The organism is Aeromonas sp. 603607 (genome assembly GCF_049171595.1).
In the GTDB taxonomy this organism is placed as follows: Bacteria; Pseudomonadota; Gammaproteobacteria; order Enterobacterales; family Aeromonadaceae; genus Aeromonas; species Aeromonas veronii.
In genome coordinates this window covers 173979-186303 of the sequence record NZ_JAAKOV010000006.1, presented here as the reverse complement: position 1 = coordinate 186303, position 12325 = coordinate 173979, and the positions used below count along the sequence as shown (strand labels likewise).

At 55.5% G+C, this 12325-nt stretch carries 12 protein-coding genes; 1 reads left to right on the top strand and 11 read right to left on the bottom strand.

The window, feature by feature from the left end:
- A partial coding sequence (locus G5315_RS08405; protein WP_421332880.1) for a hypothetical protein occupies nt 1-227 on the top strand: 227 nt, incomplete at its 5' end.
- Nucleotides 228-325: 98 nt separating this feature from the next.
- Here G5315_RS08405 and gmhB read toward each other — a convergent pair.
- From gmhB to rpoC, 11 genes are all read right to left on the bottom strand, one after another.
- Nucleotides 326-868 carry a D-glycero-beta-D-manno-heptose 1,7-bisphosphate 7-phosphatase gene (gmhB, locus tag G5315_RS08400; protein ID WP_421332879.1) on the bottom strand — a complete coding sequence of 181 codons (543 nt, stop codon included), beginning with the start codon at nt 866-868 and terminating at the stop codon, nt 326-328.
- Between the two features lie 111 nt (nt 869-979).
- Entirely contained in the window at nt 980-2164 is a 1185-nt protein-coding gene (gene tuf, locus G5315_RS08395; RefSeq protein ID WP_074042664.1) for an elongation factor Tu, read from the bottom strand.
- Nucleotides 2165-2218: 54 nt separating this feature from the next.
- Nucleotides 2219-4324: an elongation factor G gene (fusA, locus tag G5315_RS08390; RefSeq protein WP_021229318.1), complete on the bottom strand. Its 2106-nt coding sequence runs from the start codon at nt 4322-4324 to the stop codon at nt 2219-2221.
- 75 nt (nt 4325-4399) lie between these two features.
- Nucleotides 4400-4870: a 30S ribosomal protein S7 gene (gene rpsG, locus G5315_RS08385; protein ID WP_005339911.1), complete on the bottom strand. Its 471-nt coding sequence runs from the start codon at nt 4868-4870 to the stop codon at nt 4400-4402.
- A 93-nt stretch (nt 4871-4963) separates the two neighbouring features.
- Nucleotides 4964-5338 carry a 30S ribosomal protein S12 gene (gene rpsL, locus G5315_RS08380; RefSeq protein WP_005306278.1) on the bottom strand — a complete coding sequence of 125 codons (375 nt, stop codon included), beginning with the start codon at nt 5336-5338 and terminating at the stop codon, nt 4964-4966.
- Nucleotides 5339-5520: 182 nt separating this feature from the next.
- A complete protein-coding gene (gene tusB / locus G5315_RS08375; protein WP_421332878.1) occupies nt 5521-5799 on the bottom strand; it encodes a sulfurtransferase complex subunit TusB in 279 nt (92 codons plus the stop codon).
- A 7-nt stretch (nt 5800-5806) separates the two neighbouring features.
- On the bottom strand, nt 5807-6166 hold the full coding sequence (tusC, locus tag G5315_RS08370) for a sulfurtransferase complex subunit TusC (RefSeq protein ID WP_005339907.1): 360 nt from the start codon (nt 6164-6166) through the stop codon (nt 5807-5809).
- An 8-nt stretch (nt 6167-6174) separates the two neighbouring features.
- Nucleotides 6175-6567: a sulfurtransferase complex subunit TusD gene (gene tusD / locus G5315_RS08365; protein ID WP_227341806.1), complete on the bottom strand. Its 393-nt coding sequence runs from the start codon at nt 6565-6567 to the stop codon at nt 6175-6177.
- Nucleotides 6568-6651: 84 nt separating this feature from the next.
- Nucleotides 6652-7032, bottom strand: a complete 381-nt coding sequence (locus G5315_RS08360; protein WP_227341805.1) for a RidA family protein — start codon at nt 7030-7032, stop codon at nt 6652-6654.
- Between the two features lie 24 nt (nt 7033-7056).
- Complete coding sequence (locus tag G5315_RS08355; RefSeq protein ID WP_005339902.1) at nt 7057-7773, bottom strand: helix-turn-helix transcriptional regulator; 717 nt, start codon at nt 7771-7773, stop codon at nt 7057-7059.
- 194 nt (nt 7774-7967) lie between these two features.
- Entirely contained in the window at nt 7968-12272 is a 4305-nt protein-coding gene (rpoC, locus tag G5315_RS08350; RefSeq protein ID WP_100647045.1) for a DNA-directed RNA polymerase subunit beta', read from the bottom strand.
- Nucleotides 12273-12325: the final 53 nt, after the last annotated feature.

The following is a 12325-nucleotide window of genomic DNA, read 5'->3' as shown; positions in this document are numbered from 1 at the left end:
CACCAGACATTGAAAATCAAAAATTGTTTTTGATGTTCGATGCTGTGAGTGCCCACACAGATTGCTTGATTCAAATTGTTAAAGAGCGGCGCAACAGTGTGTTGCTGCGGGAGTGGAATTCTACTCAACCGCCTTCTCGAGTCAAGCCTTATTTTCAAAGGCTTTTCGAGGTTACCGACGAGGTTGTTTGCGTTGCCGCTTGCCCTGTCGATGGAGGCGCATTATAGGGAGTGAATTCGTTCTGGCAAGGGGATAATTGCAAAAAGATGGCTTTCATCGTTCAATCGCTCGCAAATCCACCAATCAGCATATTTAACCGGCGAAATTACCTCGCTGCAGGCACCGCGACGGCAAAATCATACAGATTGTCATATATAGCATCTGCGAGTGCGCTACCCGCTTCGGTGATTGGCTTACCGGTTCTGACCATGATCTTATGACCAACCCCGGCATTGATGGCGGCTTTCAGATCGGAAGGCTTGTCACCCACCATATAGGAACGGCTCATGTCGATCCCCAGTTCCTGTTGCGCCAACAGCAGCATGCCTGGCTCCGGTTTGCGGCAATCACAGGGGGCTCCGTGATCCGGATGATGGGGGCAGAAATAGATGCCATCGAGGTCCACATCCCGATCCGCCAGTGACCAATCCATCCACTCGGTCAGATTCATGAAGTCATCTTCACTGAAGTAGCCGCGGGCGATTCCGGACTGGTTGGTCACAACAACCAGCAGATAGCCTTTCTTTTTGAGGAGCAGCAGGGCGTCTATGACTCCGGGCAGAAAATGGAAGTCATCGACCTGGCTGACATAGCCAGTGTCTTCATTGATGACACCGTCACGATCCAGAAAAATGGCGGGTTTGCTCACGGAAACTACCTCAATCAATGGTTTTGCCCAGTATCTCACAGGGCAGATAAAGCCCAAAAACAAAAGGGGCGGCCGAAGCCCCCCCTTTCATGTGTGCATTTAAAGTATCGATTAAGCGATAACTTTAGCTACAACACCAGCACCTACGGTACGGCCACCTTCACGGATAGCGAAACGCAGGCCGTCATCCATCGCGATCGGCGCAATCAGGGTAACAACCATCTTGATGTTGTCACCCGGCATTACCATCTCTACGCCTTCCGGCAGTTCGATGGTACCGGTCACGTCGGTAGTACGGAAGTAGAACTGCGGACGGTAGCCTTTGAAGAACGGGGTATGACGACCACCTTCTTCTTTGGACAGCACGTACACTTCAGATTCAAACTTGGTGTGCGGCTTGATGGTGCCCGGCTTGGCCAGTACCTGACCACGCTCTACGTCTTCACGCTTCACGCCACGCAGCAGTGCACCGATGTTCTCGCCTGCACGACCTTCGTCCAGCAGCTTACGGAACATTTCAACGCCGGTACAGGTGGTCTTGGTGGTATCTTTGATACCAACGATTTCCACTTCTTCACCAACTTTAACGATACCGCGCTCTACACGACCGGTAACTACAGTACCACGGCCAGCGATAGAGAATACGTCTTCGATCGGCATCAGGAACGGCTGGTCAATCGCACGCTCCGGCTCCGGAATGTAGCTGTCCAGGTGGCCAGCCAGTTCCAAGATCTTCTCTTCCCACTGAGCTTCGCCTTCCAGCGCTTTCAGTGCGGAACCACGGACTACCGGCAGGTCATCACCCGGGAAGTCGTACTCGGACAGCAGTTCGCGAACTTCCATCTCGACCAGTTCCAGCAGCTCTTCGTCATCTACCATGTCACACTTGTTCATGAACACGATGATGTACGGAACGCCTACCTGACGACCCAGCAGGATGTGCTCACGAGTCTGCGGCATCGGGCCGTCAGTCGCTGCTACTACCAGGATCGCGCCGTCCATCTGGGCAGCACCGGTGATCATGTTTTTAACGTAGTCGGCGTGACCCGGGCAGTCTACGTGCGCGTAGTGGCGGGTAGCAGTGTCGTATTCTACGTGGGAGGTGTTGATGGTGATACCACGCTCACGCTCTTCCGGTGCCTTGTCGATCTGGTCGAAGGCGAAAGCTTTACCACCGAAGTGCTTGGCCAGCACGTTGGTGATAGCTGCAGTCAGGGTGGTTTTACCGTGGTCAACGTGGCCGATGGTGCCGACGTTTACGTGCGGTTTATTACGCTCAAATTTTTCTTTAGACACGACGTAGTCCTTCTAGGTTAAACCCGCCTACCGTCGTAGGCGGGGAATCTTAAATTACTTGGATTTGCGCTCTTCGATCACGGCTTGTGCAACGTTGGTCGGTGCATCGTGATACTTGGCGAATTCCATGGCGTAGGAAGCGCGACCCTGGGTAGCGGAACGCAGTGCAGTTGCATAACCGAACATTTCGGCCAGCGGCACCAGAGCACGTACGATCTTGCCGGACGGGCCATCTTCCATACCTTCGATCAGGCCACGACGACGGTTCAGGTCACCGATAACGTCGCCCATGTAATCTTCCGGAGTTTCAACTTCTACTTTCATGATCGGTTCGAGCAGAACCGGGTTGGCCTTCATGAAGCCAGCCTTAAAGGCCATGGAAGCAGCGATCTTGAACGCCAGTTCGGAAGAGTCGACATCGTGGTAAGAACCGAAGTGCAGACGCACACCCAGATCCATAACCGGGTAACCAGCCAGCGGACCAGATTTGAGCTGCTCACGGATACCTTTATCAACACCCGGGATGAATTCACCAGGAATGACACCGCCTTTGATGTCGTTGACGAATTCGTAAGCTTTGCCTTCTTCCAGCGGGTACATGTCGATAACAACATGACCGTACTGACCGCGACCACCAGACTGCTTGGCATGCTTGCCTTCGATGTCTTTAACGGTGGTACGGATGGTTTCACGGTAGGCAACCTGCGGCTTACCTACGTTGGCTTCAACCTTGAACTCGCGACGCATACGGTCAACGATGATGTCCAGGTGCAGCTCACCCATACCAGCGATGATGGTTTGACCTGACTCTTCGTCAGTCCATACGCGGAAGGACGGGTCTTCCTGAGCCAGACGGCCCAGTGCCAGACCCATCTTCTCCTGGTCAGCCTTGGTTTTCGGCTCAACCGCGATAGAAATTACCGGCTCCGGGAATTCCATACGCTCGAGGATGATCGGTGCGTTCGGGTCACACAGGGTGTCACCAGTGGTCACGTCTTTCAGACCGATGGCTGCAGCGATGTCACCAGCGCGTACTTCTTTGATCTCTTCACGCTTGTTGGCATGCATCTGAACGATACGGCCGAAACGCTCGCGCTTGTCCTTGACGGAGTTCAGCACGGTGTCACCGGAGTTGATCACGCCAGAGTAGACACGGAAGAAGGTCAGGTTACCAACGAACGGGTCGGTAGCGATCTTGAACGCCAGAGCAGAGAACGGCTCGTCATCAGAAGCGTGACGCTCGTCTTTGGTCTCGCCGTCCATTTTCAGGCCGTCGATAGCAGCAACGTCGGTCGGAGCCGGCAGGTACTCGATCACGGCATCCAGCATTGCCTGTACGCCCTTGTTCTTGAACGCGGAGCCACAGGTTACCAGGATGATTTCGTTGTTCAGCACGCGCTGACGCAGAGCACCTTTGATCTCTTCCTCGGTCAGCTCTTCGCCGCCCAGGTATTTTTCCATCAGGTCTTCAGACGCTTCAGCAGCGGCTTCAACCAGATTCATGCGCATTTCTTGCGCCTGTTCCAGCAACTCAGCCGGGACGTCTTCGTAATCGAAGGATACGCCCTGATCAGCTTCATTCCAGTTGATGGCTTTCATCTTGACCAGGTCAACAACGCCCTTGAAGTTCTCTTCAGAGCCGATGTTCAGCTGAAGGGGAACCGGAGTACCTTTCAGACGGGTCTTGATGTGCTCAACGCAGCGCAGGAAGTTGGCGCCGGTACGGTCCATCTTGTTGACGAACGCGATACGGGGAACCTTGTACTTGTTAGCCTGACGCCATACGGTTTCAGACTGTGGCTGTACGCCACCTACGGCACAGTACACCATCACGGCACCGTCCAGAACACGCATTGAACGCTCTACTTCGATAGTAAAGTCAACGTGGCCCGGGGTATCGATGATGTTGATACGGTGCGGTTGGAACTGTTTACCCATACCGGACCAGAAAGCGGTGGTCGCGGCGGAGGTGATGGTGATACCACGCTCTTGTTCCTGTTCCATCCAGTCCATGGTGGCAGCGCCATCGTGAACTTCACCGATCTTGTGACTTACACCGGTGTAAAACAGTACACGCTCGGTAGTAGTAGTCTTACCGGCGTCAATGTGAGCGGAGATACCGATGTTACGATAACGCTCAATGGGGGTTGTACGAGCCATTGTCATCCTCTTACTAAGGCGCTTGTCCCTAGATAATTAAAGGTGCGCAGAGTCAAAAGACCCTGCGCAAGCGGATTACCAGCGGAAGTGAGCGAAGGCTTTGTTCGCTTCAGCCATACGGTGAACGTCTTCACGTTTCTTGACAGACGAACCCTTATTGTCAGCGGCATCCAGCAGCTCGCCAGCCAGACGCTGAGCCATTGATTTTTCACCACGTTTACGAGCGGCATCAACCAACCAGCGCATTGCCAGGGCATTGCGACGTACCGGACGAACTTCTACCGGGACCTGATAGGTTGCACCACCGACGCGACGAGATTTAACCTCGACCGCCGGACGAATGTTATCCAGAGCTTCTTCGAATACGGCCAGGTGCTCTTTGCCAGATTTGGTGGCAATGATGTCCAGGGCGCCATAAACAATGGCTTCTGCAACAGATTTCTTACCGTCAACCATTACTACGTTGACAAATTTAGCCAGCAGCTCTGATCCGAACTTGGGATCTGGCAGGATTTTACGCTGACCAACAACACGACGTCTTGGCATTTCAAATTCTCCGTAACTTCAGGGATTACCCAAAACTAGAAAGCTATCTAACTAGAAACGAATTAACGTTTGGCCTTACTTAACGGAGAACCATTAAGCTTTAGGACGCTTCACGCCATACTTGGAGCGAGCCTGCTTACGGTCTTTAACACCGGCACAGTCCAACGCACCACGAACGGTGTGATAACGAACACCTGGCAAGTCTTTTACACGACCGCCACGGATCAGAACAACAGAGTGCTCTTGCAGGTTGTGACCTTCACCGCCGATGTAGGAGGTGACTTCGAAGCCGTTGGTCAGACGTACACGGCACACTTTACGCAGTGCAGAGTTAGGCTTCTTCGGGGTGGTGGTATATACACGAGTGCATACGCCACGCTTCTGAGGGCACGCTTCCAGCGCCGGCACGTTGCTTTTCACAACGAGCTTGATGCGTGGCTTGCGAACCAACTGGTTAATAGTTGCCATCAAAAGGCTCCTGATAATGACTTCATAAACGTGTGGAAAATCCTCCCCGCAGATACGGGGACGCGAAATTTTATGCCCTGTTGTCTGGGGAGTCAAGATTTATACAATTTGCGTCACAAAAGGGCAATTCGGATCCGTTTGATTTCACGACATCACCTTGAATTTTCTTGGAAATCTGCTTCTCAGCCACCCCAGGTGCGCGGGGAACCTTTTTGCGCAACCAGTGCCACCAGACCCGCCATATCGAGCACATTGCCCACCCGATGCTGCAAACCGCGAGCTTGCAGATCTTCCTGCATCACATAAAGCGGGATACCCGCCAGCCGCGCGCTCCACTGGGGAGCCGATGCCGCAATCACGGCATCCTGCATCAGTACCAGCTCATCCTCGGGCTGAAGGTATGAGAGCGCCTCTGCCAGAGCCTGACTCTGAAAGGGGGAGTTCAATATCAGATGCAACATGGAAACCTCAAAAGCTGATGTGAGTCGAACATTGTGCCCAGTGCCGAGCCAGTTCCTGGCGCGGCAGACTCTCGACGGGGATCAGCAGATCATCCACTGTCACGCCACGCTCTGCCAGCGAGTCAGCACAAACATAGACCTCTTCGATGTCGTAGAGTTCCAGCATCTTGAAGGTGGGCGCGTAGTGGCGCTGCAAAATGGCGGCAGGCTGCTGTTCCTTGAGCAGTTGCAACACACCGTCCCCAATCAGGAAGAGGGCCAGCTCATCGGTCATGGCCGAGGTGGCCAGCAAGGCATCCAGTCCTTCCCGGCCGGCGGCATGGCCATGGGGACCACGACTGCAGATAAAGGCGATTTTCTTGCTCATGACTCCCCCTAGAACTGAACCAGCCGATCGGTGGTGAGCGCCGCCTCGGCCAACTGGCCCAGACCGCTCAGGCAAAATGGCGCTTGCAGATTGAAGTGCTCCAGCCCTGCCCCCTTGGCTTCCTGTTCATCGAGCACACCGCGCCGCATGGCGGCGGCGACACAGACGTCGATACCGATCCCCTGCTCTTCCGCCAGCTCTCGCCACAGACGCACCAGGTCAGTCTCATCGGATGCAGGCAGATGCAAACCGTTGCCGTTGCAGACCCCGTCCTGATAGAAGAACAGGTGGGACAAGGTATGCCCCTGTGCCAACAAGGTGCGGGCAAAACGATAGGCGGTGCTGGCCGACTGGGTGCCATAAGCAGGCCCCGTGACCAGGATGGCAAAACTCAGACTCATAGCAGGACTCCTGTGCTGACCCGGTCCATTTTACGCCAAAAACAAAAAAGCCCCTGCCAGGAGGGGCTTGATTCGATCTGTTGATCAGAGATGGGCAATCGCCTCGACCTCGACCAGCACATCTTTCGGCAGACGGGCCACCTCTACGCAGGAGCGAGCTGGCGCCGCATCGCCAAAGTAACGGGCATAGACCTGATTGAAGGCAACGAAGTTGTTCATGTCGCTCAGGAAGCAGGTGGTTTTGACCACTTTGCTGGCATCGGCACCCGCAGCGTGCAACACGGCAATCAGATTCTTCATCACCCGCTCGGCCTGCTCTTCAATGCCGCCAGCCACGATTTCCATGGTGGCAGGATCGAGCGGGATCTGCCCGGAGGTGAAGATCATCTCGCCAACCTTGGTAGCCTGAACATACGGACCAATCGCGGCAGGCGCCTTGTCGGTTGCAATCACTTCTTTAGCCATTCATCTATCCCCTTCTGGAATGAGTTACTCGTTCTCGTCTTCACCCTGCTTGCGCTGTCGGATGTAAAGATAAACGGTATGTTTTGAAATATTGAGTTTGTCCGCCACCAGATTGATCGAATCCTTGATGTCGAAAATGCCCTTCTCGAACAGCTGGGTCACGATGAAGCGGTTCTTGGCATTGTTGGCCACGGTGGGATCGCGATTGATCTCGTCGATGGTGTTATCCACCGTCTGGGCAACCAGCTCTTCCACGCTGTTGGCGAAGGTCTCTGGTGACTGGCGCGCCGCCTGCTGGGGCGTCGGGAAAAATTCGGCCACGAACTCGTGGAAGGGCGCATTGATGTGCAGGTTGATGCAAATAAGTCCCACTACTTGCCGCTCGCTGTTGCGAATGGCGATGGTGCTCGACTTCATCAGCGCGCCAGTACGGCTGCGAGCGAAATAGCTCTGGGTGTAATCCTGGCCGGTGCTCTCGATGTCCTTGAGCATGCGCAGGGCGAGATCGGTGATGGGCGCCCCGAGGGTGCGTCCGGTATTGAAGCCGTTGGCGATCTTGATCACCGACTCGTGCAGATTTTCCAGGGAGTGGAGAACCACTTCACAATGCTTGCCGAACAGCTCGGCCAAGCCATCGATGAGCCCATCGTATGAGCGCAACAATTCCCTGTCTTCATCTGTAAAAGTGCGGCTGATCAGCTGTTCTTCGGGAAGCATGGCTTCCTCGATACCGACAGTCATGTTCTACCCCTGTAATAACCATTCAACTTTCCCGAGTTTTAAATTGCAGGGGAGTAAAGTCAACTTTTTTTGATTTTTTACTCTACAACTTTGCTCTGGATCATCCTGAAACCCGCGCTGCGTCTACCTTTGCCGAGGAATTGGCCAACAAAAAGGGCTCCTTGAAGGAGCCCTTTTTAATCACGGATGACGAGTTACTCTTCGTCGAAGCTACCGGCTGCGTTCAGCAGATCCGCCAGGTTCTGCTCCGCTTCATCAGCGGTCACCTGCGGGGTACCAACAGCACGAGCTGCGGCAGCACGCTGGTTGATCCGGCTATGGTGGTAGGCAAAGCCGGTACCAGCCGGGATCAGACGACCCACGATGACGTTCTCTTTCAGACCACGCAGTTCATCACGCTTGCCACCTACGGCGGCTTCGGTCAGAACGCGAGTGGTTTCCTGGAAGGAAGCCGCGGAGATGAAGGACTCGGTGCTCAGAGATGCCTTGGTAATACCCATCAGTACATGACGGTAGGTCGCTGGGGTCTTGCCCTCGGCAACCAGCTTACGGTTGGCAATCTTCACACGAGCCACTTCAACCTGTTCGCCTTCGATCAGATCGGTATCGCCAGCGCTCAGGATCTCGCACTTGCGCAGCATCTGACGAACGATGACTTCGATGTGCTTGTCGTTGATCTTAACGCCTTGCAGACGGTATACGTCCTGCACTTCGTTGGCGATGTAGTTGGCGACCGGGCTGATACCGCGCAGACGCAGGATGTCGTGAGCAGACTCAGGACCGTCTGCCAGCACTTCACCCTTCTCAACTTTTTCACCTTCGAACACGTTCAGGTTACGCCACTTCGGAATCATCTCTTCGTAGACGTTGCCACCATCGGTCGGGGTAATGACCAGACGGCGTTTGCCCTTGGTCTCTTTCCCGAAGGAGATGGTACCGGAGATCTCGGCCAGAATTGCCGGTTCCTTCGGTTGACGTGCTTCGAACAGATCCGCAACGCGCGGCAGACCACCGGTGATGTCCTTGGTACCGCCGGACTCTTGCGGGATACGCGCTACCGCGTCACCCACGCCCACGTTGGCACCATCTTCCAGGTTCACGATCGCCTTGCCCGGCAGGAAGTACTGGGCGGCGACATCGGTACCCGGGATCATCACGTCTTTGCCGTTCAGGTCGACCAGTTTAACGGTCGGACGCATCTCTTTACCGGCGCTCGGACGCTCGTTGACGTCCAGAACAACGATAGAAGATAGACCGGTCAGCTCGTCGGTCTGACGAGTGATGGTCACGCCATCGATCATGTGTTCGAACTGCAGGCGACCTGCCACTTCGGTGATGATCGGGTGGGTGTGCGGATCCCAGTTGGCAACGGTCTCGCCAGCGCTCACGGCCTGGCCGTCCTTCACTTCCAGCACGGAACCGTAAGGCAGCTTGTGGCTTTCCTTGGTACGGCCCATGTCGTCCATGATGGTCAGTTCGGTAGAACGTGAGGTGATAACCAGTTTGTCATCGCTGTTGTGAACGAACTTGGCGTTCTGCAGCTTGATGGTACCTGTGTTCTTGACCTGGATGCTGCTTTCAGCAGCGGCACGAGATGCAGCACCACCGATGTGGAAAGTACGCATCGTCAGCTGGGTACCCGGTTCACCGATGGACTGGGCGGCGATAACACCGACAGCCTCACCCTTGTTAACCAGGTGACCACGGGCCAGATCACGGCCATAGCAGTGAGCACAGTTACCGAAGTCGGTTTCACAGGTGATGGCAGAACGCACCTTCACACGGTCAACGGAGTTGCGTTCCAGCAGGTCACACAGCTGCTCGTCGAGCAGGGTGTTGCGAGCAACCAGGATCTCGTCCTCGGTACCCGGCTTGATGACATCTTCTGCCACCACACGACCCAGCACGCGTTCACGCAGCGGCTCGACCACGTCGCCACCCTCGATCAGCGGAGTCATCCACAGACCGTCGGTAGTGCCGCAATCGTCCTCGGTGATCACCATGTCTTGCGCCACGTCTACCAGACGACGAGTCAGGTAACCGGAGTTCGCAGTCTTCAGTGCGGTATCCGCCAGACCCTTACGAGCACCGTGGGTAGAGATAAAGTACTGCAGTACGTTCAGGCCTTCGCGGAAGTTCGCGATGATCGGAGTCTCGATGATGGAGCCATCCGGCTTGGCCATCAGGCCACGCATACCGGCCAGCTGACGGATCTGGGCGGCGGAACCACGCGCACCAGAGTCAGCCATCATAAAGATGCTGTTGAACGAGGCCTGCTCTTCTTCTTCACCCAGCGAGTTGACGTTACGCTCTTTGGACAAGTTCTCCATCATGGCCTTGGAGACGCGCTCGTTGGCGCTGGCCCAGATATCGATAACCTTGTTGTAACGTTCGCCCGCAGTTACCAGACCGGAAAGGAACTGGTCCTGGATCTCGGCAACTTCGGCTTCGGCAGACGCGATGATGTCTTTCTTGGCATCCGGGATGACCATGTCATCGATACCAACGGAAGCACCGGACAGCGCCGCGTAGTGGAAACCGGTATACATCAGCTGGTCAGCGAAGATAACGGTGTCCTTCAGCCCCTGCTTGCGATAGCAGGTGTTCAGCAGACGGGAGATGAGCTTTTTGCCCAGCGCCTTGTTGGATACGCATTTGATCCAGTTCTGCGGATTGGCTTCCAGATCGGCCTGCTCGGCAGCAGTCAGCACCTTCGGCTCGTCGATCAGGGCGTATTCCATACCTTTCGGCAGGATCAGGCTCAGGATCGCACGACCAACGGTGGTGTTCTTCATCTCGGTCTTGGCAACCAGCTCACCGGCTTCGTTCTTCACGTACTCGGTGATGCGGCACTTGACGCGAGCATGCAGGTCGGCCAGACCAGCACGGTACACTTTCTCGGCCTCTTTCGGGCCGGACAGCACCATACCTTCACCCTTCGCATTGATGCGGGCGCGGGTCATGTAGTACAGACCCAAGACCACGTCCTGAGAAGGAACGATGATCGGCTCACCGGAGGCTGGCGACAGGATGTTGTTGGTAGACATCATCAGCGCACGCGCTTCCAGCTGGGCTTCCAGGGTCAGCGGTACGTGAACCGCCATCTGGTCACCATCGAAGTCCGCGTTATACGCAGCACAAACGAGCGGGTGCAGCTGGATTGCCTTGCCTTCGACCAGAGTCGGTTCGAATGCCTGGATACCCAGACGGTGCAGAGTCGGTGCACGGTTCAGCAGAACCGGATGTTCGCGGATCACTTCGTCCAGGATATCCCAAACGACAGCTTCTTCGCGCTCCACCATCTTCTTGGCGGCCTTGATAGTGGTCGCCAGACCGCGGGTTTCCAGCTTGCCATAGATGAACGGCTTGAACAGTTCCAGCGCCATCTTCTTCGGCAGACCGCACTGATGCAGACGCAGAGTCGGGCCTACGGTGATAACGGAACGACCGGAGTAGTCGACACGCTTACCGAGCAGGTTCTGACGGAAACGACCCTGCTTACCCTTGATCATATCGGCCAGGGATTTCAGCGGGCGCTTGTTGGAACCGGTGATGGCACGACCGCGACGGCCGTTATCCAGCAGCGCATCGACGGACTCTTGCAGCATACGCTTTTCGTTGCGCACGATGATGTCCGGAGCAGCCAGATCCAGCAGACGCTTCAAGCGGTTGTTACGGTTGATCACGCGACGGTACAGATCGTTCAGATCGGAAGTCGCGAAACGGCCGCCGTCCAGCGGTACCAGCGGACGCAGGTCCGGCGGCAGCACAGGCAGCACTGTCATGATCATCCACTCCGGCTTGTTGCCGGACTGCAGGAAAGCTTCCATCAGCTTCAGACGCTTGGTGGTCTTCTTGCGTTTGGTCTCGGAGTTGGTCTGATCCAGCTCCTCACGCATCGCTTTGACTTCACCTTCCAGATCGATGGCGCGCAGCAATGCCAGGATTGCTTCGGCACCCATCTTGGCGTCAAATTCGTCGCCCCACTCTTCCAGCGCATCCAGGTACTGCTCTTCGGAGAGCATCTGGCTGCGTTCGAGGTTGGTCATGCCCGGCTCGATAACTACGAAAGATTCGAAGTAGAGCACGCGTTCGATGTCGCGCAGGGTCATGTCCAGAAGCAGACCGATACGGGACGGCAGGGACTTCAGGAACCAGATGTGGGCAGTCGGGCTGGCCAGCTCGATGTGGCCCATACGCTCACGACGGACCTTGGTCTGGGTCACTTCAACGCCGCACTTCTCACAGATCACACCACGGTGTTTCAGGCGCTTGTACTTGCCGCACAGACACTCGTAGTCCTTCACCGGTCCGAAGATACGGGCGCAGAACAGACCATCACGCTCCGGCTTGAAAGTCCGGTAGTTGATGGTCTCAGGCTTTTTGACCTCACCGAATGACCAGGAGCGGATCATGTCAGGAGAGGCCAGACCGATCTTGATGCTGTCAAACTCTTCGGTCTTGGTCTGAGCCTTCAAAAACTTGAGTAAGTCTTTCACGTGTTTCCCCTGTCAGGAGTCTAACCTCGGCGCCCCGGCTGCCAAAACAGCGG

Bases quoted from the DNA above. Each gene is read 5' to 3' on its own strand.
- fusA (WP_021229318.1), bottom strand. From the start codon at position 4,324: ATGGCTCGTACAACCCCCATTGAGCGTTATCGTAACATCGGTATCTCC.
- rpsG (WP_005339911.1), bottom strand. From the start codon at position 4,870: ATGCCAAGACGTCGTGTTGTTGGTCAGCGTAAAATCCTGCCAGATCCC.
- rpsL (WP_005306278.1), bottom strand. From the start codon at position 5,338: ATGGCAACTATTAACCAGTTGGTTCGCAAGCCACGCATCAAGCTCGTT.
- tusB (WP_421332878.1), bottom strand. From the start codon at position 5,799: ATGTTGCATCTGATATTGAACTCCCCCTTTCAGAGTCAGGCTCTGGCA.
- tusC (WP_005339907.1), bottom strand. From the start codon at position 6,166: ATGAGCAAGAAAATCGCCTTTATCTGCAGTCGTGGTCCCCATGGCCAT.
- tusD (WP_227341806.1), bottom strand. From the start codon at position 6,567: ATGAGTCTGAGTTTTGCCATCCTGGTCACGGGGCCTGCTTATGGCACC.
- G5315_RS08360 (WP_227341805.1), bottom strand. From the start codon at position 7,032: ATGGCTAAAGAAGTGATTGCAACCGACAAGGCGCCTGCCGCGATTGGT.
- G5315_RS08355 (WP_005339902.1), bottom strand. From the start codon at position 7,773: ATGACTGTCGGTATCGAGGAAGCCATGCTTCCCGAAGAACAGCTGATC.